30 protein-coding genes are annotated in these 24,866 nt (G+C 45.8%); 14 read left to right on the top strand and 16 right to left on the bottom strand.

What is annotated here, in order from left to right:
* The 3 genes from AACV78_RS23220 to AACV78_RS23210 form a co-directional block, all read right to left on the bottom strand.
* Positions 1-462, bottom strand: a 462-nt coding sequence (locus tag AACV78_RS23220; protein WP_339383782.1) for an ArnT family glycosyltransferase, incomplete at its 3' end; no start/stop codon positions are given.
* Positions 463-805: 343 nt separating this feature from the next.
* A complete protein-coding gene (locus tag AACV78_RS23215) occupies positions 806-1,012 on the bottom strand; it encodes a hypothetical protein (RefSeq protein WP_194009815.1) in 207 nt (68 codons plus the stop codon).
* Positions 988-1,566, bottom strand: a complete 579-nt coding sequence (locus tag AACV78_RS23210) for a hypothetical protein (protein ID WP_194009814.1) — start codon at positions 1,564-1,566, stop codon at positions 988-990. The genes AACV78_RS23215 and AACV78_RS23210 overlap by 25 nt, the downstream gene beginning before the upstream one ends.
* A gap of 32 nt (positions 1,567-1,598) precedes the next feature.
* Between AACV78_RS23210 and AACV78_RS23205 the strand changes: the two genes are divergently transcribed.
* The 3 genes from AACV78_RS23205 to AACV78_RS23195 all read left to right on the top strand — a co-directional run bounded on the left by AACV78_RS23205 (position 1,599) and on the right by AACV78_RS23195 (position 3,414).
* Positions 1,599-1,739 carry a hypothetical protein gene (locus AACV78_RS23205; RefSeq protein WP_194009813.1) on the top strand — a complete coding sequence of 47 codons (141 nt, stop codon included), beginning with the start codon at positions 1,599-1,601 and terminating at the stop codon, positions 1,737-1,739.
* 136 nt (positions 1,740-1,875) lie between these two features.
* A complete protein-coding gene (locus AACV78_RS23200; protein WP_194009812.1) occupies positions 1,876-2,208 on the top strand; it encodes a DUF565 domain-containing protein in 333 nt (110 codons plus the stop codon).
* 57 nt (positions 2,209-2,265) lie between these two features.
* Positions 2,266-3,414 carry a glycerate kinase gene (locus AACV78_RS23195; RefSeq protein WP_194009811.1) on the top strand — a complete coding sequence of 383 codons (1,149 nt, stop codon included), beginning with the start codon at positions 2,266-2,268 and terminating at the stop codon, positions 3,412-3,414.
* Between the two features lie 288 nt (positions 3,415-3,702).
* Here AACV78_RS23195 and AACV78_RS23190 read toward each other — a convergent pair whose 3' ends face one another.
* Positions 3,703-4,068 (bottom strand): hypothetical protein, encoded by a 366-nt coding sequence (locus AACV78_RS23190; RefSeq protein WP_194009810.1) that lies wholly within the window; start codon positions 4,066-4,068, stop codon positions 3,703-3,705.
* A gap of 327 nt (positions 4,069-4,395) precedes the next feature.
* Between AACV78_RS23190 and AACV78_RS23185 the strand changes: the two genes are divergently transcribed.
* Positions 4,396-4,923, top strand: a complete 528-nt coding sequence (locus AACV78_RS23185) for an orange carotenoid protein N-terminal domain-containing protein (protein ID WP_194009809.1) — start codon at positions 4,396-4,398, stop codon at positions 4,921-4,923.
* A 332-nt stretch (positions 4,924-5,255) separates the two neighbouring features.
* Here AACV78_RS23185 and AACV78_RS23180 read toward each other — a convergent pair whose 3' ends face one another.
* Positions 5,256-7,151, bottom strand: coding sequence for a sensor histidine kinase (locus AACV78_RS23180; RefSeq protein ID WP_194009808.1), 1,896 nt, complete (start codon positions 7,149-7,151; stop codon positions 5,256-5,258).
* Between the two features lie 533 nt (positions 7,152-7,684).
* Here AACV78_RS23180 and AACV78_RS23175 point away from each other — a divergent pair.
* The gene (locus tag AACV78_RS23175) at positions 7,685-8,404 is read left to right on the top strand and encodes a response regulator (protein WP_194009807.1); all 720 of its coding nucleotides are present in this window, start codon (positions 7,685-7,687) and stop codon (positions 8,402-8,404) included.
* A 473-nt stretch (positions 8,405-8,877) separates the two neighbouring features.
* Positions 8,878-10,530: an alpha-amylase family glycosyl hydrolase gene (locus AACV78_RS23170; protein WP_194009806.1), complete on the top strand. Its 1,653-nt coding sequence runs from the start codon at positions 8,878-8,880 to the stop codon at positions 10,528-10,530.
* A gap of 397 nt (positions 10,531-10,927) precedes the next feature.
* Here the strand turns inward: AACV78_RS23170 and AACV78_RS23165 are convergent, their stop codons facing one another.
* The 3 genes from AACV78_RS23165 to AACV78_RS23155 all read right to left on the bottom strand — a co-directional run bounded on the left by AACV78_RS23165 (position 10,928) and on the right by AACV78_RS23155 (position 15,127).
* Positions 10,928-13,537: an EAL domain-containing protein gene (locus AACV78_RS23165; RefSeq protein ID WP_228042420.1), complete on the bottom strand. Its 2,610-nt coding sequence runs from the start codon at positions 13,535-13,537 to the stop codon at positions 10,928-10,930.
* A gap of 392 nt (positions 13,538-13,929) precedes the next feature.
* Positions 13,930-14,733, bottom strand: a complete 804-nt coding sequence (locus AACV78_RS23160) for a DUF2267 domain-containing protein (RefSeq protein WP_194009804.1) — start codon at positions 14,731-14,733, stop codon at positions 13,930-13,932.
* A 241-nt stretch (positions 14,734-14,974) separates the two neighbouring features.
* On the bottom strand, positions 14,975-15,127 hold the full coding sequence (locus tag AACV78_RS23155; RefSeq protein WP_194009803.1) for a hypothetical protein: 153 nt from the start codon (positions 15,125-15,127) through the stop codon (positions 14,975-14,977).
* Between the two features lie 279 nt (positions 15,128-15,406).
* Here AACV78_RS23155 and AACV78_RS23150 point away from each other — a divergent pair, with 279 nt between their 5' ends.
* A complete protein-coding gene (locus AACV78_RS23150) occupies positions 15,407-15,865 on the top strand; it encodes a response regulator (RefSeq protein WP_194009802.1) in 459 nt (152 codons plus the stop codon).
* On the opposite strand, the gene AACV78_RS23145 is transcribed toward AACV78_RS23150, so the two are convergent.
* From AACV78_RS23145 to AACV78_RS23135, 3 genes are all read right to left on the bottom strand, one after another.
* Entirely contained in the window at positions 15,834-16,250 is a 417-nt protein-coding gene (locus AACV78_RS23145; protein ID WP_194009801.1) for a Na-translocating system protein MpsC family protein, read from the bottom strand. The two genes, AACV78_RS23150 and AACV78_RS23145, sit on opposite strands and share 32 nt — an antisense overlap.
* Before the next feature lie 489 nt (positions 16,251-16,739).
* On the bottom strand, positions 16,740-17,117 hold the full coding sequence (locus AACV78_RS23140) for a BON domain-containing protein (RefSeq protein ID WP_194009800.1): 378 nt from the start codon (positions 17,115-17,117) through the stop codon (positions 16,740-16,742).
* Positions 17,105-17,329 carry a hypothetical protein gene (locus tag AACV78_RS23135; RefSeq protein ID WP_194009799.1) on the bottom strand — a complete coding sequence of 75 codons (225 nt, stop codon included), beginning with the start codon at positions 17,327-17,329 and terminating at the stop codon, positions 17,105-17,107. The genes AACV78_RS23140 and AACV78_RS23135 overlap by 13 nt, the downstream gene beginning before the upstream one ends.
* A 970-nt stretch (positions 17,330-18,299) precedes the next feature.
* Between AACV78_RS23135 and AACV78_RS23130 the strand changes: the two genes are divergently transcribed.
* The 6 genes from AACV78_RS23130 (at position 18,300) to coaBC (ending at position 21,530) form a co-directional block, all read left to right on the top strand.
* Positions 18,300-18,548: a hypothetical protein gene (locus tag AACV78_RS23130; RefSeq protein WP_194009798.1), complete on the top strand. Its 249-nt coding sequence runs from the start codon at positions 18,300-18,302 to the stop codon at positions 18,546-18,548.
* A 165-nt stretch (positions 18,549-18,713) separates the two neighbouring features.
* Positions 18,714-18,854 carry a hypothetical protein gene (locus tag AACV78_RS23125; RefSeq protein WP_228042419.1) on the top strand — a complete coding sequence of 47 codons (141 nt, stop codon included), beginning with the start codon at positions 18,714-18,716 and terminating at the stop codon, positions 18,852-18,854.
* Between the two features lie 195 nt (positions 18,855-19,049).
* Positions 19,050-19,676 (top strand): alpha/beta hydrolase, encoded by a 627-nt coding sequence (locus tag AACV78_RS23120; RefSeq protein ID WP_194009797.1) that lies wholly within the window; start codon positions 19,050-19,052, stop codon positions 19,674-19,676.
* 47 nt (positions 19,677-19,723) lie between these two features.
* Positions 19,724-19,936, top strand: a complete 213-nt coding sequence (gene isiD, locus AACV78_RS23115; protein WP_006632739.1) for a protein IsiD — start codon at positions 19,724-19,726, stop codon at positions 19,934-19,936.
* Positions 19,937-20,012: 76 nt separating this feature from the next.
* Positions 20,013-20,264: a hypothetical protein gene (locus AACV78_RS23110; protein WP_194009796.1), complete on the top strand. Its 252-nt coding sequence runs from the start codon at positions 20,013-20,015 to the stop codon at positions 20,262-20,264.
* 66 nt (positions 20,265-20,330) lie between these two features.
* Positions 20,331-21,530 (top strand): bifunctional phosphopantothenoylcysteine decarboxylase/phosphopantothenate--cysteine ligase CoaBC, encoded by a 1,200-nt coding sequence (gene coaBC / locus AACV78_RS23105; protein WP_194009795.1) that lies wholly within the window; start codon positions 20,331-20,333, stop codon positions 21,528-21,530.
* 16 nt (positions 21,531-21,546) lie between these two features.
* On the opposite strand, the gene AACV78_RS23100 is transcribed toward coaBC, so the two are convergent.
* Both AACV78_RS23100 and AACV78_RS23095 read right to left on the bottom strand, forming a co-directional pair.
* Entirely contained in the window at positions 21,547-21,921 is a 375-nt protein-coding gene (locus AACV78_RS23100) for a helix-turn-helix domain-containing transcriptional regulator (protein WP_339383781.1), read from the bottom strand.
* On the bottom strand, positions 21,905-22,306 hold the full coding sequence (locus AACV78_RS23095; protein WP_228042418.1) for a type II toxin-antitoxin system RelE/ParE family toxin: 402 nt from the start codon (positions 22,304-22,306) through the stop codon (positions 21,905-21,907). Before AACV78_RS23095 ends, AACV78_RS23100 begins: the two co-directional genes overlap by 17 nt.
* A 97-nt stretch (positions 22,307-22,403) precedes the next feature.
* Here AACV78_RS23095 and AACV78_RS23090 point away from each other — a divergent pair, with 97 nt between their 5' ends.
* Positions 22,404-22,877 carry a hypothetical protein gene (locus AACV78_RS23090; protein WP_194009793.1) on the top strand — a complete coding sequence of 158 codons (474 nt, stop codon included), beginning with the start codon at positions 22,404-22,406 and terminating at the stop codon, positions 22,875-22,877.
* A gap of 87 nt (positions 22,878-22,964) precedes the next feature.
* On the opposite strand, the gene AACV78_RS23085 is transcribed toward AACV78_RS23090, so the two are convergent.
* From AACV78_RS23085 to AACV78_RS23075, 3 genes are read right to left on the bottom strand one after another with little or no spacing between them, the layout of a single operon-like run.
* Positions 22,965-23,114, bottom strand: coding sequence for a hypothetical protein (locus AACV78_RS23085; RefSeq protein WP_194009792.1), 150 nt, complete (start codon positions 23,112-23,114; stop codon positions 22,965-22,967).
* Entirely contained in the window at positions 23,107-24,177 is a 1,071-nt protein-coding gene (locus AACV78_RS23080; protein WP_194009791.1) for an aromatic ring-hydroxylating dioxygenase subunit alpha, read from the bottom strand. The genes AACV78_RS23085 and AACV78_RS23080 overlap by 8 nt, the downstream gene beginning before the upstream one ends.
* Positions 24,177-24,863, bottom strand: a complete 687-nt coding sequence (locus tag AACV78_RS23075; RefSeq protein WP_194009790.1) for a class I SAM-dependent methyltransferase — start codon at positions 24,861-24,863, stop codon at positions 24,177-24,179. Before AACV78_RS23075 ends, AACV78_RS23080 begins: the two co-directional genes overlap by 1 nt.
* Between the last annotated feature and the right edge of the window lie 3 nt (positions 24,864-24,866).

The raw sequence follows: 24,866 nt of genomic DNA, 5'->3' as shown, positions 1-24,866 counted from the left end.
GGGAGGGGGAGACTGAGAAAATATTCCCTCGGATTTCTCCTCGGTTACATCCGCTACATCCGCTACATCTGCTACAGAATCCGTTGCCGAACTTCCTTCTGTCTTCGATAGCGTATAGAATCCGAGGCAAGTAAGGGCGATCGCGCACAAAGCCGACGGCAGACGTACAGCCCACTCGTTAACTCCCAAAGTGCGGTAAGCCACCGCCATCAGCCAGTAAATCAACGGTGGCTTGTCAAACCTGGTTTCGCCGTTGAAATAAGGAGTGATCCAATCCCCTGTCACCGTCATTTGACGGGCGGCTTCGGCAAACAGCGGTTCGGTTTCGTCAACTAAGCCGATGTTGCCGAGATTCCACAAAAAAGCCACCGAGGCGATCGCCCCCAGCCACAACAGCGACAGCAACAAAGGCGCGATAGGGCGATTCCTAAACTCTGACAACTTTTTAATAACTTCCTTCACCCAAACTTCCTGCGATTTTAGATTTTAAATTTTAACTCGCATTAGAGAGTCTACCGAAAGATTTGCATTCTCGAAACTCGAAACTCGATCGAATCCGGTTCAACTCAAATCTTGCACCGTTCTCAACAATAGCTGAGCAACCCGGTTTCTCAACCAAAATCTCCGGCCGCAGCTAAGTAAATCCACCTAATGAAATATCAAATATAGCTCGCGAGCTGGCTGTGTATGTCTTCCTCCGACTTCCTTCCTCCTTCTGCCTTCTGCCTGATGACGTTGTACGGAAAGCTCGGAGGCGACAGCACTGATGACTGATGACTGATGACTGATGACTAATGACTAATGACTAATGACTTCCTCCTTCTTCCTTCTTCCTTCCTCCTTCTTCCTTCCTCCTTCTTCCTTCCTCCTTCTTCCTTCTTCCTTCCTCCTTCTTCCTTCCTCCTTCTTCCTTCTTCCTTCTTCCTTCTTCCTTCTTCCTTCTTCCTTCCTCCTTCTTCCTTCCTCCTTCTTCCTTCCTCCTAGCCTTCAAGGCTGCAAAATTAATTGCCATTCCTCCGCTGTGCTGTTCCAAGCGGGCGAGGCTGTCTCCCCGGCAACGTAAGGCCCCCAGTAGCGGCGGGAACCATCTTGAGCAAAAACCACCACAATGTCTCCCCGTTTGACTTTTAACTTGCCCTCCGGCAGCGATAGCATCAGTCCCTTGTCGCCTCCTTCCCCCGGCGCAAAATCCCAGTGTGCCGGTTTCCCGTAGGATTTCTCGGCTTGGCCTTTCGACAGCAGGGCTACTCGCACTGGGTGTTCGCTGCGGTTGCTGACGCGCAGAATGCCGGCGGCTTTAATATTTGCAGGGATTGAGGCAAGCAATTCCTCCTCTGACTCTCGGGGCGCTGCTATTGAGTCGGGTTTTGGTTCGTTTGCGGTATCTGCCGAGGCTGTGGTGACTGGAGAAACGGGGGGTATTGGGGGGAGTGCGGTGGCTGCGTTCGGTAGATCGTTGGGCTGATTTGCACCGTTGGAGATCGTGATTTCAAAGCGTCCCAGAAACATTCCTATCATTAGGACGATCGACAATCCAATTAAAATCTGGTAAATTTTAAGCTTCATAAGTTTTATTCTTAAACATATAGTTCGCACAGGTGCAATTAGTCATAACGACTTGGAATCTAGAGCCTGGGGCTGCTTTGCCACAAGATACAGATACACTATTAGTTGACCGATCGCGAGCGAGCGTCTTTGCTAGCAAAGAGGAGGGCTTGACCTTCGATCGCCAAAGCTAATGCAGTCGTGGCGATCGCTCAATACCATCTTAAATGTTAAATTTTAAATTTTAGATGGGGGCCGACACACCCGGTAAACATTTAGAGTCGCTCTAGACCCACATTTTTTAACTCATCAGTATAATTTTTAACGACTATGCAGAATACCCGAATTAACAGATTGCTTGACATTCTGGGCGAGCAATTCGCACGCTGGGCGAGCAATCCTTGGCGGCGGATTTCGCTTTTGCTCATTAGCTTGCTGTTCGGCACTTTTTTGGGAACTGCTCTTTCGACGATCGCCGGACAATCCTCTGATTGGGATATTATCGCCGCGGCGCTGTTGGTATTGTGGACGGAATTGGTGAGCCTGCTGCTTTATGGCTGGCGGCGGCAAGGAACTCGTTATTTATGGGTGGAACTGCTGCAAGCTTTGAAAATTGGTGTTACTTATAATTTATTTGTGGAGGCTTTTAAGCTTGGTTCTTAACAAGTGTTGAGTTGTAGGGGCCTTGCTTTCGAGTGTCCGCCCGATATTTTTAAGCAGATGGATCGATCGAACTTAAATCCTGTAGAAATTTTAGAAGCATGGATAACTGGCGATCGCCCGCTCAGGAAGATCGGCGCCCGCGAGTTAGAATTGCTGGCAGTTTGGGAACTTGCGGATGAGGCGCGCGCGCGCGCTTTTAACATTACTCCCGACTCAGCAGCCGATGTTGTCCGTCACAAAACCGATTTATTGTTTGCTCTGCTTGACAAACTGCATACTTTCCCGCAAAAGTCAACTATTTTTCTCGAAACTTTGTGGAATCTTTGGCTGCCGCTAGCAATCCAATTATCTACTGAAAAACAAAGTTTTAACCGTCCTCTAATTCAAGGTATTTTAGGCAGTCAAGGAACCGGAAAAACGACTTTATGCCAAGTTTTGAAGGTGATTCTGGAAAAAATGGGATATTCTACGGTCAGCATTTCTTTAGATGACCTTTACAAGACTTATGCCGATCGCCAACAACTCCAAAAAACAGACCCCCGTTTAATTTGGCGCGGCCCCCCCGGAACTCACGATATTGACTTGGGAATCGCAGTTTTAGACAAGTTGCGAGGTTCAGAAACTAGCGAATTAGCAGCAGTTGACAATCTAAAATCCGATTTCCCGCCAACAGATATAATTAAAAATATAGAAATTCCCCGGTTTGACAAATCGGGCTGGGGTGGTGCGGGAGACAGAACTCAACCCGAAATTATTTGCGGTGCGGATATTGTACTGTTTGAAGGTTGGTTTGTCGGCGTGAATCCAGTCGCTGATGCCACATTAAACGAGTTTTTAGCAACTGAGCCGTTTCCTATTTCTACAGAGGCTGACTGTCTGTTTGCGCGCGATATGAATGCGAAGCTGCACGACTATTTGCCGCTGTGGAACCGATTAGATCGGTTGATGGTTTTGTATCCCCGAGATTACCGCGTTTCTCAAGTGTGGCGGAATCAGGCGGAACGGGAAATGATGGCGGCGGGTAAGTCGGGAATGTCGGAAGCCGAAATTAATCGGTTTGTTGAATATTTCTGGAAAGCGCTGCATCCTGAGTTATTTATGCAGTCGATGCTGGAGGGCGATCGGGTAGACTTAGTAATTGAAATTTTGGACGATCGCACTGCGAGCAAGATTTGTCGGGCGATCGACTTAAAATCAATCAATTAGCGACACTTAAAACTTCATAAACATAAACTTAAGCCGAGAATACTTGAAAAATCGCCCTTCAACCACAATCCAAATCTGGATCATCTGTGTTCTGCATTCAGAACTCGGAAAGCACTCAAGCAAAAAAAATACTTTTTACAAAAATGAGATTCTCCCTGCTTATCGTACAGTCAATTGAGAATTCAGGACTTTTGCAAAAAGTGGTTGGACGCGCGAATTGTAGAAGTAAGGTGCGCCCGCGCACCCTACGAGATAGAGCTTATCTGTCGAGGATTGACAATTTCTCAATTAACTGCCAGGAGTACCGCGATCGATCGCCTTCTCTACCAAATCGTCGGTAACATTCCCCGGTGTACCTGCAGGCTTAACTTCCTTAGCCATCGCCCGAAAATCATCGGGCTTGCTGCTTGAATTTGCCGATGTTGCAATATCTTTAGGAGCGGGAACATCAAATTTAGGCTTAGTTGCAGCGGCGGCAGCTTTGGCACCTGCACTTGTGCGATCGACTTCACTAACGCTGAATTCTTTGGAAGCTTCGTAGTCTGCCGATACATCAACATTCTGCAATTTTTGTTCTCCAGCTTCCACATTTTCAGTTATTTGCTGAGCGTCAAATGTTTGAGAGTTATTTGCTTCTTTACTGACTTCAGACATATCGGACTCCTTGCTAGTTTTATTTAAGAATTCAATTTCTAAATAATAATTTAATTTCGCAGTTTTTTCATCTATCTGCAGATGTATCGGTGGCTTCTATCTTAAGGATGAGTTTTGACTACTGGTGGCTAAACATTATGCCCGTATAAAAAACTAATCCAACCGCCAGCCCGTAGCCCAAACCCTTATAAAATAAGTCATTTGCAAATCTCAAATCTCAAATCTCAAATCTCAAATCTCAAATCACATTACCTCTAGAGGATGGTGACTTGTACTTACAAATCTTGATATTTATATATTCTGGAAGCATTTTTAAGGAACTTATTTATGAACTCACCCGCCGAAACCAATTCTCACTCTCTCTCCAAGGACACTCAAAAGATAGTTCAGAAAATCAACGGGTTGGGTACAGATGAAAAACTGGCGCTGCTCTACTTTATTTATGAAGAAATGGGAGATTCAATTACACCAGCAGCTCCCCAAGCCGCAGAGCCAGAATTAGCTCCCGTGCTGCTAGGTGATTTTTACAACCTTTCTGATGATGAACAACTGAATATAATGCGAGCTATTGTCAACCGCGATGACACGCCTTATTCTCGCGATTACGGAGCTTTAACTGCTAACAATCAGTTGGTGGTTTGGTATGCTTGGGCGGTTGGTATGGGGGACAAAATTGTGGATATCCCCGAAGGATATGAGGCAACTGAGGCTGTCAATGGCCTATTGGGTGAAATTGAAGGTCTTGATTTTGAACAGCAAATTTCGGTGCTGCGCGATGTAGCTAATAATATGGGCCACACCGATGTTAAACCAATTGCTACTCAGGCTGAAGTTGGGAAAACTTCTAGTCTTTAGTCGGTTGTTAAAACCGCTTCGAGCTAAACGCAGAATCCTGTCCGATCGATTAACCGCACAGATAGGTTAGTTCGTAGGGCGGAATGCGATTCCGCTTCTGGATTGCGGAATACGAGTCCGCAATCCAGAAGCATTTTTTTTTGGTAATCGATCGCACATAATACGATCGCCAATATCAAATTCGGTAGCATCAGAATTGTATATTTGCATCCTTGAGAGTGCTGTTCCCGAAGAGCGATCGATTTCGCTCTTCGGGGACAGCAATACATAACTGTAATGCTATCAAAAAGGAGCTAACCGAACTTCCTTCTGCCTTTTGTTGCGTGCATTTTTTATAGCTGAGCGTGAATTTTTCGCGGAATTTCGATCGTAAATGTCGAACCTTGTTTTAGTTGACTTTCTGCGGCAATTGTGCCGTCCATCATCTGAACTAAAGAAGTACAAATCGCTAATCCTAAACCGGTACCAGGATAAGCGCGGGCTGCGGTTTGGTCGGCTTGGCGGAATTTGTCAAAAATTTTGGGCATATCAGTTTCACAGATGCCGATTCCTGTATCCCGAACTGTGATACTTAGCCGATCGCCCTTTAATTCCCGCACCTCGATCGAAATGCAGCCCTGATGCGTGAATTTAATCGCGTTGGAAATCAGATTAACCAAAATTTGCCGCAGCCGCCACTTGTCATTAACTATCAACCGCTCCTGCAAGCAGACGCTAACAGACATTGCTACATTCTTTGCAATGGCTTGAGTTCCAAATTCCCGAGCGGCATCCATTACTAAGTGCGCTAAATTAAATTCTTCTATTTCTAATTCTGTGCGGCAACTCTCAATTTTGGAGAGTTCGAGGATATCGTTAATCAGGGTTAGCAGGTTTTTGCCATTATTTAAAATCCGCGATACCATCTTTGTTTGCGCCTCAGTCAGCAGTTGTTTGTGCTGGCGCAGCAGCAATTGAGAAAAGCCGATAATCGAATTCATGGGAGTTAGCAATTCGTGGGACATGGTGCCCAAAAATTGGGATTTTAACTTCGCTGCTTCTAGCAATTGCAATTTTTGCTGTTGAATGCGCCGGCCCTGATTTTCCAGTTCTTCCTGCTGGCGAATTAACAGCTCGTTTTGCAACTCTAAAAGCTGTTCTTGCTTTTTTAATTTTTCGATCGCCCGCGCGTTGTTAATCGCGATCGCAGCTTGTTTTCCCATCACCGCCAGCAGTTGCACAGATCCCTCAATTGCCGCGCACTCTTTGCCGGTGCCGATGGCCAACACGCCCAAACGCCCACTTTCTCCCGACTCGATCGCCGCAGCGATTGCCGCCCCCGGTAATCCTGAGTCGCAGTCAGAGTACCACAGTTGCGACTCTCCCGTCGCAAACGCTTTCAACAGCAGGTTATTTTGCACCTGCGGAGTTTTGCCTTTCTCAAAGCTTTGAGATCCTCCGACAGCGGTGAGCTTGAGGCCGCTGCAATCGCAGTCGGGGAGCGCTACCAGGCAAAATTCAGCTCCGGCGATCGCCTCTAAAGTCGCATCTGCGATTGCTTGTAACAATTCCGACAAGTTACCCGCGCGCTGGCTTAACAGATTTGTAAACCGATCGATCGCCTGCAAATCTTGCCCCGCCTGCGTTAGCGTCTTGTGTTCGCACAAATTTTCTGCTCGGAAGTTAGCTTGCGAGCGCGCTTGGGGCCCCAAAAATTCTGGTTCTGCTTCTGTCTCGGCTTGAGTTTGTTCGATCGCGTCCATATCTGTGTAGGTTCCTACCCACTCTAAAACATCGTGACTTTCTGGGTTCGCGGGCGCTCCTCTGGCTAAGTTCCAGCGGTAAGTGCCGCAGCGCGCCAACAGACGAAATTTTATTTCGTAACTTGGCGGCGGGGTTTGAGCAGTGTGCGTTAGCGAAGCCCGCCCCTGCGGGGGCTGCGCCAACGAAGAGGATCGGGCCAACAGACGAGGACGGTCTTCTGGGTGAACGCGCGCTAAATAGCCGAAACCCAAGGCTGCTGCTGCTGGTACCCCCGTATACTCCTCCCACCCATGACCTAAATAAGTCGCCCAGCCCTTCGCATTTACTTTCCAAACTATGTGAGGAATGGCCGATCGCAGGCGATCGTCCTGAGTTTCGCAGTCCCAAACTTGTCGTTGGGGGGAAGTTATTTCTGATACTTTGTGTAATACTTCCGTGTCGGAAAACTCGGAGCGAAAATAGTTATTGCCGTGATAGTGAGTCATAACTGGTTATTATCAATAAGCACTCAACTTGAGCCATAACATCGACTCAAGACTCGCGCTACTAGCTTTATTTATTTTGATTACCCGAGTGCATCAAAAGTTTTTATAGTTTAAATGTATCTGAGTAGTGTTATCTTTACCTCTATCAAGGGGCGGACAATGGCAGAATTCAGTTAAACTGTTAAAAACATTGAGAGCTTACCAGCAAAATAATGGGTTTAAAGCCTCCCTTTGGAGGTAGAAAGGAAAAATTAATTTTCCTCGCTGACCATCTCTTCGCGATCGAGTACGAGGTAACAGTCCCCAGTCAACAGTCCCCGGTCAACTGTTGAACCGTCCCGCGATCGGGCGCAAGCTGGCGATCGCGGCAAAATAACTTAAAAATTAACTTGCATTCTTGGCGACTGCATGAGTATGCTTAAACAAGATGTGCGGCTTGTCAAACTCTAAATCAGCACACATTCTCAAATTTACTCAGTTTGGCTGAGTCAGTGGACGATATTTTAAAAGTTTAGGGGACTATTGGAAGAAACATGAGTAAAATTCGCGTTGCATTGATAGAAGACCACGACCTGACAAGAGTCGGCATCCGCACAGCTTTACAACAGCGTGACACGATAGAAGTTGTCGGCGATGCAGCTAACGCTACAGACGGATTGAAACTCCTTCTGTCTTCAAAGCCTGATGTGGCAATTGTAGACATTGGTTTGCCAGATTTTGACGGTATTGAACTTACACAAAAGTTCAAAAAATCGATAACGGAGTCCGATCCCGATACCAAAATTTTGATTCTGACTTTTCAGGACAATGAAGAAGAAGTGCTGGCAGCTTTTGCCGCCGGAGCTGACTCTTACTGTATGAAAGATATCAGCTTCGATCAGTTGTTAGACGTAGTAAAAGTAACTCACGAAGGTAACTCTTGGATCGATCCGGCGATCGCCCGCATTGTTCTGAAACAAGCTCGCACGAAGGAGTCTGCCCCGGAAGAACCCAAGATTGAGGGCAAAAGAGTCACAATTAAGGCGGCCGAGCCAGAGTTCAGTCACATCATTGAAACTTACCCTTTAACCGAGCGGGAATTAGAAGTTTTGGAACTGATCGTGCAGGGTTACAGCAATGCTGCCATCGCCGAAAAGCTGTACATTACGGTCGGTACGGTCAAGACTCACGTCCGCAATATTTTAAACAAGTTGTGTGCTGACGATCGCACTCAGGCGGCCGTTCTCGCCCTCCGTTCTGGCTTGGTTGGATGAAGCGTTATCAAAAGGCTAAAAAGTAGTTAACATAGGGCGCACATGGCGCGCCTTACCCAGATCCAGTAGGGTGTGCAACGCGCACCTTACTGCCAGAAATATAGACGGCAATCTCACCATCGCCACCCCGATATTTTTAAGTATTAAAAAGCTATATTTAACTCCGCATCTATCCCAGTGCAGATATTTTAAATCATTATTTATCAGTAAATACACCTTAAGATAGATGTCAAATAATGATACTATTACTAATAGTTAAGATTGAACGATCGCCAATAAAACAAATGGCGATCGCACTTACGAAGACTGGCGCGATTTCACTTCACAAAATGCAGAAGCCAGGGCCAAATACCCTGCTTTGAGGCATAGTTGAGCAGTTAAAAAAGTTATATCCGCAGACTGATTCCTGAGTTCGCTTAAATTTGCGAAATTAAAAGTATCAACTCTTACTGAAATATTCTAAAAGAGGTACTATGGCGGCTCCAATTGAATTCAAATTATTTGCTCCTTACAACAAAGGAGCTGCCTTGATGGGGTGTTTTTCTAATTGGGAAGAAATCCCGATGGAAAAGGATGAAGAAGGTAATTTCAGCACCACAGTAGATTTGGAGGATGGCGTTTATCAATACAAATTCCGCGTGCAGTCGAAAAGCTGGTTTGTGGAAGCGGATGAGTGGGTAGATGTGGTAGATCCCTACGCGACTGACATTGACGATCCGAGTCAAAACGCCGTTGTTAGGATCAAAGATGGCTCGCGCATCGTCGATAGCTACGTCTGGAAACACGACGACAAACCCCTCCCTGCCGATCGAGAATTAGTAATTTACGAAATGCACGTTGCCGACTTTTCCGGTGGCGAAGCAGATCCCCTCGCCCGCGGCAAATACAAGCACGTCGTCGAAAAACTCGATTACCTAGCCGAACTCGGCATCAACGCGATCGAACTAATGCCCCTCAAAGAATACCCCGGCGACTACAGTTGGGGCTACAACCCCCGCTACTTCTTCGCTGCCGAATCCAGCTACGGCACCACAGAAGAACTCAAAAACCTGATAGACGAGTGTCACGCCCGCGGCATTCGCGTCATCATCGACGGGATTTACAACCACTCCGAATCATCGAGCCCCCTCACCCAAATCGATCACGATTATTGGTACCACCACGCCCCCCGCGATCCAGACAACAATTGGGGCCCGGAATTCAACTACGAATTTTACGACGAAAACTTAGGAACTTACCCAGCGCGCAAATTTATTGGCGATACAGTCCGCTATTGGGTTCAAGAATACCATCTCGACGGCATTCGTTTCGACGCGGCGCGACAAATTGCCAACTACGATTTCATGCACTGGATCGTTCAAGAAGCTAAAAGTGTCGCCGGCCCAAAACCGTTTTACACTATTGCCGAATACATTCCCGAAAATCCCAGCATCACCAATGTAGACGGGCCGATGGACGGCTGCTGGCACGACAGTTTCTATCACTCGCTGATTCCACAACTGTGCGGCGATAATTTTGATTTAGAGCGGCTCAAAGAGGTAATCGACTGCAAGCGCCAAGGTTTCTTGGGCGCTACAAATGTAGTCAATTATTTGAGCAATCACGACCACGATCGCCTATTCTCAGAATTGGGCGATCGCGGAATTTTGGATGAAGCAGCATTCAAGCGGGCGAAGTTGGGAGTTGCGCTGTTAATGACTGCAGTTGGCGTGCCGCTGATTTGGATGGGCGAAGAATTTGGCGAATACAAACCCAAAACAATCGAGCAATCTAAAATCGACTGGACTCTGCTAGGAAATGACATGAATAAAGGTTTGTGGGAATACTACAAAGGCTTGATTCACCTACGCAAAAATAACCAAGCACTTTACACAGAAAACATCGACTTTTTCCACGAAGACCCCGACTCGAAAGTTTTTGCTTACACTCGCTGGAACGATGAAGGTTCGAGAGTAGTGGTAGTGGCGAATATGTCAGAAAATTATCTAGCAGGTTACAGCGTTCCCCACTTCCCGGCAAACGGAACTTGGCACGAATGGACGGGGAATTATGATGTTGAATCCGGCGATGACAATATTATGATTGACTTGCCGGAATACGAAGCAAAAGTCTTTGTTTGGCAGTAAGGAATGAGAATTAAATAACTTACAATACGTGATGGTTATTGTGGGATCATTGGTAACAAGTTAAGCTAAGAAAGCAGTTGTCAATCAGCAATTATGCTCAACATTTACTCGGATTTTGGGCCCAAAACTGAGATTAGGGCGATCGTGCGATCGTGCCGAGGGTGATATGTATACCTACTCCCTCTCAAATCGTGAATTTTCCACTCCTAAAACAGCAGTTTTTTTGAGTAATATTACTGATTGACAAATGCAATTAAGTCTTAACTTGTCACCAATGTTGTGGGATGGGCGTCCCGCCCGTCCAGAAAGGCGGGCGGGACACGCCACAAACTTGTGTAAATTATTTAATTCCCGATCCTAAGCTGTCATATCGATTCCGGTGGCACCGCAATCGATATTATTTCCCAGATTGATTTTCTAGGCACAATTGAGTTATAGCCGCCGCCGGTATTGGTTTGCTAAAGAAGTAACCCTGACCGATATCGCACTGATGCGATCGCAAAAACGCCAACTGTTCTGCTGTTTCCACACCCTCAGCAATCACCTGTAAATTCAGCCCCTGTCCCAAGGCGATCGCCACTTTTACGATCGTAGCACCGCTGCTGCCGTTGAGCAAATCTGCCACGAAGGATTTGTCTATTTTTAAATTGTTCAGCGGGAAGTTTTTCAGAGACCACAAAGAAGAATAACCGGTACCAAAGTCGTCCAGAGAAATGTGAATTCCCATTTGCTGCAACTGCCGCAATACCAACACCGTAAAATTTACATCGGTCATCGCAATGCTCTCAGTAATTTCTATTTCCAAATACTCCGGCTTTAACTCGGTTTCTGACAAAATTTTAGCGATGGTTTGTACCGTGTTAGGCTGCATAAACTGGCGGCCTGATAAATTCACAGCTATCCGCATCGGCGGCAATCCCATTAACTGCCACGCTCGATTTTGCAAGCAAGCAGTTCGCATCACCCATTCGTCTATTTGACAGATAAATCCTGTTTCCTCAGCTAAGGGAATAAATCGATTGGGAGCAATCAAACCGCGTTCGGGATGCTGCCACCTAATCAGAGCTTCCAGTCCGACTATTTTGCCGGTATTTAAGTTGATTTGCGGTTGGTAGTGCAGCACAAATTCTGAGTTTTTCAGAGCTTTGTAAAGCTGATTTTCTAAGTTAAGTTCTTCGGAGACTTGATTGCCGATCGCCCGCGTGTAAAACTGATAATTATTCCGACCTTTCTGTTTGGCTCTGTACATTGCAGCATCAGCATTTTTTAGCAAAGTTTCTGCATCTTCTCCGTCGTAAGGAGCCAAAGCAATTCCCAAGCTAGCCTTAGTATAAAGCTCCAGCCCGTCAAAATCAAAAGGACTGCTCAAACTGTGGATAATTTCCTGGCAAACCTTAATTGCTTCCTCTGGGCTGTTGATATTGTGCAGCAGCACGGTAAATTCATCCCCGCCCCAACGAGCGAGCGAATCACCCGCGCGCAAACAGTTAGTCAAACGCCGAGATACACCTTGCAGCAACAAATCGCCCACGGGATGCCCGAGAGTATCGTTAACATTTTTAAATCTGTCCAAATCTAGAAAGATTACCGCCAGCATTTCGGCGTTTTGGTGAGCGTTAGCTAAAGCTAAAGACAGCCTTTCATTAAACAGCAATCTATTCGCTAAACCAGTCAGTTGGTCGTGAGAAGCTTGATGTCGGATCATCGCCTCGACGCGCCTCTGCATTGCAGCCATGTACAGGTGAGTTCCCAAAGATTTTGCTAGCTTCAGTTCCTCAGTGCTCCACTGTTGAGTTTCCCCGGTTTTGATTTCTTTCCAAGCTGTAAAGGACTGTCGGGGACGATCGTTCCGGGCGTCGGAATTACAATTTCCAGCCCACCAAATTTCCGTTTCTACGGGGCTGCGAAAAACGGTGAGACAGCCGATGCACTGTTGGCCGTATTGCAGCGGTATTGCCAAAACTGACCGAATGTCAGCTTCCAGAAAGTTGGCAGATAAAGATTTGAGTTGAGGTTCTTGAGAAATATCGGAAATCGCGTACAAGTGCGGTACAATTAAATTAGAAAAATTTGTGTCAATTGAACTGTAATGCTCGGAATATAACTTGGGAAAAACACCTAATTGGCTGGTATTACCTGCAGTTTTTTCTCCCTCGTCTTGGTTGGCAAACCCCATAATCTGCTGCCAAAACTCGCTGAGTTCAATATCTCCCTCCTGTGGCTGCTGGCCCCAGGTATAAAGTTTAGCTGGCCGATCGCCAAACTCGGCCGCAATGTACAGCCGCCCTCCGGAACCGCGCAAATGCTTGACAGTTTGTTCGAGAACTGCTTGCCGAATTTCGTTTAGTTCCAGAGGAGAATGCAGCAGACTGCTAATTTGGTTGACAACGGCTTCGTCGCGGGCTTGCTGTCGGGCTTGACTCAGCAGAAAAGATTGGGCGATGGCAATGGAAAGCTGATCGACTAGCAACTGCACCATTTTCAATTCTCGATCGCTAAACCGTTTCGGTTTGCCGTGGTGAGAGACTAACAGCCCCCAAAGCTGATTTTGATGCAAAATCGGCACCGTCAGAGAAGAAAGCGCCCCCATAGCCGTGAGATATTCAACGTGACAGGAGTCTACAGGAGAATAGCGAATATCTTCAACAGGTAAAGTTTTGCCGGTGTCGGGACAGTCTAACCGATTAATTGTTTGATGCTGCAATTGGACATCTACAATCACTCGCTGCCGCGCTTTGACAAACATTTCGCGGGCGCTTTGGGGAATGTCGCCGGCAGGAAAGCGCAAACCCAACAGAGATGGCAAATTGTCGCCGTTGATGGACTCAGCAATCACTTCACCGCTACCGTCGGATTCAAAGCGATAAACTTTTACCCGATCGCTGCCTAAAAAACTGCGGATTTCTCGCACTGTAGTCGTCAAAATCTCTTGCAGTTCTAAAGAGTTGCGAATGCGATTAGTAATGCGATTGAGTAAAATTTCTTGTTCGAGAGTCGATCTTGACATGGGTCTAACTTTTGCGCGGGCCATCCCTTTTGATCTCCGGCTGTTGACAGCATTTTTGCGAGCTGCTGTGTCAACTCGCCCTGTAGTATAGAATACAACACTTTCGCTGCGTCTGGGGGATTTATTCAACGTAAAACCAAGAAATTTGGTTTTTAGGGATCGTTCTGACTTGCCGACAAATTTCGGTGAAAAACCCGGTTTCTCACAGCAAGCAATTACAAGGTTCGACCGACAGAAATGGAACTCCAGATCCATTTAGGACTTGCATTCGTCTCGATCGAACTAATTGGAGGCACGCAGAAACCGGGCTGACGAGACAAGCCTCTGGCAATACGCACAGAATACTGGTTCCTCAACCCGGTTGCTAAGTATTTATACTCGAAAATATTCGGTCAAGCCGACTGCCAAATTTTCAGAATTCTGTCCGGCAAAAAGCCCGCTATTTCCTGAATTCGTTCCTCGGACAACTCATCCTTTGTTGCCGAAAATACGGCGGCGATCGCAGTTTCCGGTTTTACCCCAGAAGGAAGTCCGCCTTCTTGTTCCACCCGAAAAATAAACAAGTTGGAATCGATCACAAAAGGTGCAGGCCCTTGCCAAGGCGGGCGCACCCGGCTCAGCAATCCCACCAGCGGATTCGTATCTTTCCACAGATCTGCTATTTCTTTTTGCAGGGTTTTGTCGTCCGTCGCCGGCAAAACTTCTGTGTGCAGTTCGGCTTCCACGCGATCGCTTGCTTCTGTTGTCATCAAATCCCGCATTGTCCGGTACACCAATTCGGTAATATCGCGGGCATCAAAAATATCCTCCATGTTACCGTTTACCATCACTTTTTCCAAAAATGGCATATCCTTAGAGGCGATCGGAACTGCTGACCCTTCTTGATGCAGGGACTTGGGAGGATTCGTCTCCATTTTCTGCAACATTTTGCGACCTTTTTCGGTTAAATCGGCTTTTTGAAATGCCACTAAAGGCGGCAATAACTCAGTCCCTCCGTAAGGCTCTCCGCTAAACTCCGCTTTGATAAATTCTTTTTGGTTGAGGTAGTCCAAGTGACCTAGCAATTCCGCTTCAGCCACTTCTCGACCGACATATTCTTCGGCTGCATTCCTAATTGCCGAATCTCCCTTGGCGTTGCCGCTGCCAATCTGTTTGAGCAAAATGTAAGTCAGGTCATCTCTGATTGCAATTGTCATTAATATCTCCTAGGTTAATATCCGGCAAACAGCAAATAAAAATTGATTTTATTTGCTAATTTTGCGATAGTTACTACTTACAAACATTGAAATCTAAATCTGCTCAACAAGTATCTGTCAACAGAGGGAAATTGTTAAAGATTTGTGTCTGTTACGATCTTGCTTTAGGTATATTTACTGATTTTAACCTCAGTCTGCTGTTGGTAGTCCTGCGCGCGGGGTCGAAAACCCGGTTTCAGCGTCAAGCATCTCTCGGAATAGAGCGACATAGATCGACGATTTTTCCGAGAAATCTGTTTTTTTTGCCTCCGGGACTGTGCTGGTAGTATTCAGCAAAGCCTCTGCCACTGTTGAGAACAATCAAAGCAATTAAAATAAAAGGCTTTTCTGGCAATACTTTTGGTGGCGATCGCCTCTGCTTGTCAAGGCTGGCGCACGGCCTCGTATAAGTTGATATATTTGCACTCTAGATCGGTAAAATTATGGAGATGCTATGGTATCAATAGACTGATACAGTCTTTGCCCCAACTAGCAGCGATATTGTACAATCGAGCTAGACCAAAGACCGATCGTCTGAGAGCTACAAATACGAGCCAATCTGTTTCGAGTGCCGGAGCGCCACTTGAGGAATGCCTCGCTGATAACTTTGACGATCGTCTTTCGATCGATATTTATGAACTACCCTAATTGGACTCAGACTTTGGAATCCTCGTCATTAAATAACGGTCAATGGGCGATTAACAACCGTCCTCTAGTTTTGGCGGTAGACGACAATCGCGACAACTTGGAACTGCTGACGCAAATACTCGATTTGTTCGGCTGCGAGTTCATCGGAGCCGTTGACGGGTACAGTGCTCTAGCGACAGCAGCCGATCGCTCTCCCGACCTCATCGTACTCGACATTTGTCTGCCGGATATAGACGGTATAGAATTCGTCCAGCGAATCAAACAAAACCCCGAACTCGCAAATATTCCGATCGTGGCTGTCACAGCGCTAGCAAAAACAGAAGACCGCGATCGGATTCTCCAAGCCGGGTGTGTTGCATACCTTTCTAAACCTTTTAATATCAAGGATTTAGAAACTATTATCCGCCACCACCTCAACTATCAGCCGTTTCTGGTTGAGTTTTAGACTTAGAACTCGCCTCGCGAACTTTAGGTGCAGACTCCAAAATTGCTATGGTTCCTGTGCGGCCAGTCTCCAAGGTCGCATCGCTGAGCAAATCTGTCACGCCCACACCTAAAACCTCTTTGATTAAGTCTTTCAGTTGCAATTCCAGAACTGACTCTAATTGCGATCGTACCTGCGAAGCCAAATCTTCCTGGCCATTCTGAGCCAGCAACTTTTCAGGCTGAGTAATCGCATTTTCGATCACAATTATTAATTTATTATCCAAAATATTGCACAGCGCCTGACTCGTTTGGTGTCCTAGCAGAGAGCGGTACAAAGCTTGAATGCCCTGTGCAAGAGTCCGTTCTAATTTGCCGCGAGTAGGTACTAAAATTTCCCCGGTCATATTTTTTAGCTACAGCCAGATTATTCAAAAAAACTGTTATATAAGAAGTCAGTTGTCAGTAGTCATTAGTCAGTAGTCAGTAGTCATTAGTCATTAGTCAGTAGTCAATAGTCAGCAGTCAGTGGTCAATAGTCAGTAGTCAGTAGTCATTCTAGCCGAAGAGCGAAGTCGAAGGCTAGTCATTAGGAAGAAGGCTGGAGGCTGGAGGCATAACAATGAACTCTTTAGTTATTGTCGCCAGAAGCCTCCGTTGCAATTTGGAGCATCTGGTGTTTTGCATTTGAGCGTGCGAGCGTCCCCTAATAACGTATTTTACAACTCGCGAACGGGGACGATCGCACTATAATAAAAATGATTTTTGCAAAACTCCAGAGGCATCCGTTGCAATCGACTGCATGGGGAAAGTGCAATTAAGAACGCCTAACTATGACGGGCGGTTTTTTATAACAGTTAACATTTAACTGTTAACTGTTATAAAAAAACTTCGTGCTAGCCGACAGTAACTTCATTCGTTTCCACGGCAGTTGCACCCTTAACACCTTTAGCAATTGTCACCAACTTGTTGACAATTTCTTGGCTGGGAACTGTACCTTTGAGAACAACCGTAGTGCCGAGTTGCGCCACATAAACAGTCTCAATATCCGCAACATCAGGATTTGCATCAAAGGCCTGAGCTACCCGTTTAGCTAAACCGCTTTGATCGTATTCTCCATTCAATCCCATGCGTTCCGGCGGGATTGTCTGAGGGTTCGCTGCAGGTTGAGCAGGTGCTTGAGCTTGAGCTACAGGCGCTTGGTAAGCTGGAGCTTGCACATTTTCTTGATTTTCAAGTTTTTCTAAACCAAACAATCTTTTTAGCCAGCCCATAGAGTTTGTCCTCCGACAAAGTTTGTGTTAATTTTTGTGTTAATTGACAGTTGACCGATCGCAGTGCAGTTGTTATGCTCAATACCAGGAATGGCGATCGCACTCGCTAGACGCAGAAACCGAATTTTTATACAAAAAAAAATCGTTTCCACCATCGCCCCCACTAGGAAAGCCCGGTTTTTCGAGTTGTTTGCGCCAGTCCTAAATACCATTTAATGTTGCATGAGTTAGCAGATCATCTGTCTGGAGACATAAATTCTCCCACTCTCAAACAAATACCAGCGCTCACCGTGCCCGCCAATCAAACTTAAAGCCTGATTCCCCAACTTGTACAACTTTGTTGTACGCCCAATGTGCCAAGTCTCCGCAGCAGGAAAGCTAGGAATGCTGTTACCATATAGATAGTTATTCTACAGGTGGGCGACAAGTACAGCTCTCGTTTGCTCAAGGCTTCAGCGGTAGTAAACTAACATTTTAGCTGCTTAATATCCTGGATAAAATATATATTTTTAGTTTAAAGTGCAGGCAATCTTTGCCCCAGCAAAATCAGGTATCTGTAACATTCCACCAACTCATGATTAGGTCGATATTTTAATAAAAACCATTGCCGTCTGTTGGGCGGGTTGGGAGTTCGCCCTGTCGATCGTCCAAACTGTTCACCCATCCAGAGCAAATGTAGCTAAAGTTACTAAAAATTATTAATCGCTGTTTATGAAAAGTAATTTAACTTTTGATAACAATATAAATCGTGACAAAAATTTAATAATTGTAACTAAAGGAACATTTTTTAGCTTACAGAGCTAATACTGTAGAGAGATGTCATTTTAGGCGGAAAGGGGGAGCATGAGCTTGTAATTATCAAGCAAGGGAAACCAGAAAAATTAATGCTTTATGCAACTGGATTTTCGCGCGATCGCCTTTAAGTCAAGTTTGAGCAGATAATAGCAATGATTATTTTTGCTTATGCCTTGACAGTATTAGTTCTCTATTCTTTGACTGAGAAAATTTCGAGAACCCAAATCAACTTTAACGACTGCTGCTACCTCAGTAATTGGTAATCGGTGAAAATCTCATCCGTCCCTGTTACCTGTTAGATATTCCGAGCAGTATCTCTAGGGTTCTAAAAGTTTAATTTGGGATGTGGGCGAATTACCGTTACTGTAAAACTCTGGAGTGTTAAAAATGCTAAAACAAATGTGTTGGTTGCCCCGATTGGGAGGCAATGGAGAAAAGATATTGCACTTGCGTACCGAACTACGTCAAGCATGGCGGCCTTATACAGCTTTTCCGCAGTTCGCTGCGTCCGACTACCTGGAAAAGGACGGTTCTAAGGGATGGGCAACTTTTCAGAAGCTGACAACTCAAGGGTGGAATTTAATATCGACTGAAGAAGGGCAGCAGTCGTTTTTTGACCAACAGAAAAGTGCTTAAACAAACAGAAATCGTAGCAATAAAAGAAGAGGTAAAATTCTCTTCTTTTTATTTGTGTCTCGGACGCATAAACTGGTTTTTCAATTATGAGATTGCCGCGATATTATGTCCGGCAAACTACCTGTAATATCAATTTCGATTGCACTCCGCCGGAATTGTTGACTGATGATTTTGGTCAGAGAAAGCACTGATAATTATACTGTTGTGGTGAGAGAAGGAAGTAATATTTATATTCGCCGCCAGGGATTGATGGAACAGTATAGTCTGGGGGATGAGGAACCGTTGGGGCGGGTTTATTTGAAGTAAATTGGGACTGTTTTGTGAGTGGCGGATTGCTAATTGGATCGGGTCGCAGCGCACCCTACAGTTAACAGTTAGTCAAGTGCGGATTGACTTAGGTAAGGTGTGCTGTCGCGCACCCGGAGCGTTAAAAGTTTGGTTTTACTCGCCGCGACAATTTATAATTGTAGTAAGGCCAGATTACCAATTACTAACACTATCATGTCTTTACAATTTATTAGCATTCCGCCAACAACCGATCGCCAACCTGTCGCTTTGATTGTCGCTTTACACGGGTGGGGTGCTAATGCTCGGGATTTGGCGGCCTTAGCACCGGCTTTCAATTTGCCGGATTATCAGTTTGTGTTTCCCGATGCCCCGTTTCCCCATCCCCAAGTAACGGGGGGCAAAGCGTGGTATGACCTTCAAAGCAAAGATGCTGGGGGATTGGTAGAAAGCCGGCAATTGCTGAGGGAATTTTTGCTTTCTTTGGAAAGCAGCACGGGCGTGCCTTTGTCTCGCACGATTTTAGGGGGCTTTTCTCAAGGCGGAGCGATGACTCTGGATGTGGGATTGACTTTGCCCGTAGCGGGTTTAATTTGTTTGAGCGGTTATTTGCATTCGTCGATTTCGCCCGCTGCGGGGAGTGCTTTGCCGCCTGTTTTAATCGCGCACGGTACTCAAGATACGATTGTGCCGATTAGTGCTGCGGTGCGATCGCGCGACAGTTTGACTGCTTGGGGAGCTCAGGTGCAGTATCGAGAATTTAAGATGGGACACGAGATTCTACCGGAAGTTGTAGATGTAATGCGAAGTTTTGTTGTAGAAACTGTGTCGAAATGTGATTAAAGGCTTAGTATATAGTATGGCGGAAGTCTAGGGCAGGGGTAAAAAACATGAAAACTTTAACCAAAGCATCGCGCGATATTGCTGTACTTACTTCTCAAGACGTGGCAGAATTGGCTGTCCGTTTGGAGGTTGACGATTATACCGATCCTTTTGAGGGATTGAATGATTGGCATTTGTTGCGATCGCTTGCCTTTCAGCGGCCGGAGCTGGTTGAACCTTATCTCCACCTTCTGGATATGGAAGCCTACGACGAAGCATAGGCTTAAAAATCTAGCTTAAAAATTTTGATGGAATTGAGGAAGAAGTTAGCAGCATATTTTGTTGCGGGTTGAACAGATGAGTTATGGATTTTTGTCTATTTTCATCTTAATTTCTTTCTTGATTCTTTTTTTGATAGGTGAAGGAAGAAGGAAGAAGTCCGAGGGAAGAAGTCCGAGGGAAGAAGTCCGAGGGAAGTTCGGCAACGAGCAATGTACGGGATGTAGCGGATGTAACGGATGTAACGGATGTAAGTCCGTCGGAAGAGGGAAGAGGGAAGAAGGAAGAGGTCCGAGGGAAGAAGGAATTAAGAGATGCGAGGGGCAATGATCGGGAATGGTGTCAGAAATTCATCAAATTTTCATAACCTAGAAGGTTGCTATATTACAAAAAATCATGAAGGGCAGACGAATTTTAATTGGCGTTAGTGGCGGGATTGCGGCTTACAAAGTTTGCGAAGTAGTTTCAACTTTAGCGAAAGCTGGAGCTGAAGTTAAAGCTATTCTTACTGATGCTGCTGCTGAGTTTGTAACGCCTTTGACTTTTGCTACTCTTTGCCGCCATCCTGCTTTTACTGACAAAGATTTTTGGCAAGCAAATCACGGCCGCCCGCTGCACATTCAACTGGGAGAATGGGCGGAAGTTTTTGTAATTGCTCCCCTGACAGCTAATACTTTGGCGAAGTTGGCGGGGGGTTTTGCTGATAATTTGCTGACTAATACTGTTTTGGCTTCTAGTTGCCCGATTTTGCTGGCACCGGCGATGAATACGGATATGTGGGAACAGCCGGCGGTTGCCGGTAATTGGCGGGAGGTGCTGACTTATGGGCGCTATCACGCGGCGAATCCGGGGGCGGGAATGCTGGCGTGCGATCGCGCGGGTGTTGGCCGCATGGCAGAACCCGGTGAGATTTTGCCTCATATAGAGTCGCTGTTGTATGCCAAGGGCGATCGAGATTTAGCGGGGAAGCGGGTGTTAATTTCCGCGGGAGGAACGCGGGAACATCTCGATCCGGTGCGGTTTATCGGCAATCCTTCCACGGGCAAAATGGGCATAGCTTTGGCGCAAGCTGCACTGCACCGCGGCGCGACGGTGACGCTGGTACACAGTATAACTGGGGAATTACCGCTCTCTGGTGTGCGGGCGAGATCGGTTACGAGTGCACGAGAAATGCTGCAGGCGATGTTGGAATGCTTTCACGATGCGGATTTGACGGTGATGGCGGCGGCGGTAGCGGATGTGAAACCGGCCCAGTACAGCAGCGAGAAGTTGCCGAAGCACGAACTCCCCAATTCTTTACCGCTAGCACCGGTAGCGGATATTGTGGCAGAGTTGGGAAAATTGAAACAGCCGCACCAAAAACTCGTCGGGTTTGCTGCACAAACTGGAGATATTGTCAAGCCTGCGCTGGAGAAATTGCGATCGAAGAAATTGGATGTAATTGCCGCAAACCCGATCGACAAAATAGGTGCAGGTTTCGGCAGCAATACCAATCAAGCAATATTAATTAATGCCGCCGGCAAGCAACTAGAAATTGCACCTTGCAGCAAACTAGAAATGGCTCATCGGTTGTTTGATTTTGTGCTGGAAGGGTGAGGGTGCGATTTACTTCTTAACTTGCATTAGCTGGTTCGGGCAATAATTCTGATTCCCCCATTTCCGTTGATATCGACTCAGCGGGCAACTCAATACCTGCGACAGTAATTTCTAGTTTAAATCCTAACGCTTCGAGCAATTCTACCAAACTGTAAATTTCCGAACCGCCGCTTTCAGTCAGCATTTTGTCAAGTTTTTCGTGATGCTCTTTTGCTGACTCCGAAAGAGCATTCATCCTGATTTTAGCCTCAATCACCTTTCTGATGGCATTTCTCAAAAGTGCGGGTTCAGGGTCTTTTTCTTCCAAGATAGCCCCGATAAATCCAGCAGCGTGTTCAGCATCTTTGAGAGATTCAATTAGAGACTCGTAATAGCTATCGCTGGTAGGCATTTTCATTTCTTTCATAGTCGGCCGAATACTCCTTCGCTTTGAGAATATCTTGTTCTTGGGTACTTTTATCCCCACTACAGAGCAGAAGCACAATTGTCCCTCCTATTTGCCTAAAATAAATCCGGTAGCCAGGGCCGTAGTTAATCCTAATTTCACAGACACCATCTCCAACTGACTTATAATCCCCCAGATTGCCGAGACTAACTCGCTCAAGCCTTGCATCAACCTTAACTTGGGCTTTGCCATCTCGTAGGGCGTAGTACCACTCTAAGAAAGGAATCCTGCCATCAGGTCGGATGTAACGTCGAATTTCACGCTTGTTGTACTTCCATAATTTTATCGTAATTGATTGACAATTCCTATCGTAAGCGTGATGAGAGTGCATTAAGTGGGCAAATCATACTTAAGACAGAGGCATTCTACCGACAAAATAGTAAACCTTGTTTGAGGAAACAAAGTTTAAATCAAACAGGGGATTGTGAATGAACTTTAAATCGATCGCAAAAACCAATCTACTATTCGGTAGCCTGATAATTAGCCTCGGATTGCAAGCACTTCCTGCAGCAGCCGCACCAGTCACCGACGCGCAAGTTTCCGCCCTCGTAGAAGCGCTGCGACAAGCCGCGCCGCCGCAAACCGCAAACGACGGAATGTACAGTCAGTGGCAAGTTTTACCCAACAATATTTCCCGCTGGGCAAAATTCTGTACCAAACAAGATTTAACACCGCAACAATTTGAAGCCGACGCGACAAAAGCCAAATCAATTGTTACCTGTATCGCGGGCGATTTGCTGCGCGACGAATACAAAGCTAGCGGCAACAATGAAACCGCCGCTGTACGCCGCGCCGCTTGCTGGTGGATGACTGGGGAATCCGCTGCTTGTAAAAGCGGCGCAACTGCTACTTATGCGGATAAGGTTGTCAAGGTTTACCAGCAGCAGCGCGCTAAAAAGTAAAGTTTGTGCTGGCGGAATTTAGATTTTTGAGGTTCGATCGTTCCGACTTCAGTCCTTCTTCTGAGTCAATCGGGACTAAAGTCCTGACTACAAACAAATCGGCCTCATTTTTTTGAGAAAGGCTATACAATTTATACCAAATCCTGGTTTTGGATATTCTTTATAAACCAGTTGGCGCAGGCCGACATCGTTTGATTTTCTGGCAGTTTCAACCGCAAAATCATCTGAATTACCCATTTTCCGCCTGACTTTTCATCAACTTTTGTACGCTACCCAAAGCCCGATTTAACTCGTAACTTTTTCTTTCTGAATTGTGCAAAAAAGCCTGCTGTTCTTCTTCAATCATTAACACATCCTGCCGCACCAAACCATCTAATAACTTTTGAGCCGCACCGAATAAACTATCTTTAATAAACCTGCGAAACCAAACAGGCAATTTGTGCAGCCGCCCAAACGCATTTAATGAGGTAAAATGAATTAAATAAGCGCGAGTTGCTGTCTCGCTTACCGGACAAACCAAGCAGTAAATCTTAAAGTCGCTTCCCAAGGTTGAAACCCAATGCGGGTAAACGTAACTCACCTCTAGCGGTTCCGGGTGCAGCTTCCGCAGAGATTTAAAAAATAACTGGGAAATTGACCAGATTTTATCTATTTTGTAATAACTTTGCGCCTGGTAGCGGGCGGTTACTTGATGCGCGTCTTCTGTTAAAGTATCTAATACTGGATTTGCCCAAGCTTGCAAGTCTTCGTGCAAGTGTCCGTGGTACATATCCATCAAGTTTTCAATTAAGAATGAATAGTGTGCTTGACAGTCGATGACTGAAACTGTGGCAATATAATTGAGATGTTCCCACTCTGGTAAGTCTAATAAATCTGTTGTTTCGGCTTGGGTTGCGTCGCCGGGAAACAGCCAGATAAAACCGTTTTGTTCTTTGACTGGATAGGAGCGAATTTTGCAGTTAGGTAGCTTTTGATTTTCTGCTAAATAATCGACTTCGGCGCATTCTCCGCTGGCATTTAACCGCCATCCGTGGTAAGCGCATTCGATTAAATCGCCTTTGATTTTGCCGTGGCTGAGTTTGACTTGCCGGTGCGGGCATCTATCTTCTAAAGCGTTGATTTTGCCTGCACTGTCGCGGAAAAGTACGATCGCCCGATTCCAGATTTTTGCAGCTACCGGCCCAGTTTGCACCTCTGTGCTGCGGGCGACTGCATACCATTGCTCCAAATTAATGCTCAACTCGCGGATGTGACTATTTTTTTCCCGCGCAGATACTGATTTTATCCCGTTGTTTTGCATTACAAATTTTCCCAAATCACGCCCATAAAACAATCCAATCTTACAAAATAACAGCCGGGAAAGCAACGACCGTACATTTTTTTAAATCTCGCTTCTGATAAATACCTGTCGCTGGCTAAATGCTTCAACCAGCTTGGCGACAATCTAAATTTTAATAATCTTGAAGCCTTGCGAAATCCGTATTTGGAACAGTCTGGTCTAAAATCTCTCACGGCACCTAATATATAGCTTATTGTAGCAGGTCTTTCGACTTCCGAAATATTATCTAAAAAGACAATCTTTCCCTGCTGATTCAACAGTTTTTTAATTAATGATAGAGTGGCTGGGACATTAGAAAAATGGTGAAAAGTGGTGTCACTAACTATTAAATCAAATTTGCGATCGAGCGCTAATTGACTCGCATCCATTTGGATATATTCGATATTGGGTGCTGAGCGTTTTTGATTGGCAATATCCAGCATTTTTGGTGAAATATCGACGGCCACGACATTATCGTAATACTTGGCTAATTCAAAAGCCAAAATTCCAGAACCGCAGCCAATATCTAATGCTGCACCTTTGCTGGTAGATAGGTTTTTAGTAAAAAAATCGTTTTTACTTTGCAAGGTGGCTGCGAAATCGTATTCAGTTGCAAAAGCATCAAACATTACAGATTTATTACGAATTTTCCAGTTACTATTGGGCATCTA

It is taken from the genome of Tychonema sp. LEGE 07196 (assembly GCF_963890365.1).
Taxonomy (GTDB): Bacteria; Cyanobacteriota; Cyanobacteriia; order Cyanobacteriales; family Microcoleaceae; genus Microcoleus.
The sequence above is the reverse complement of the archived record's forward strand: the minus strand, read 5'-3'. Positions and strand labels throughout refer to the sequence as shown.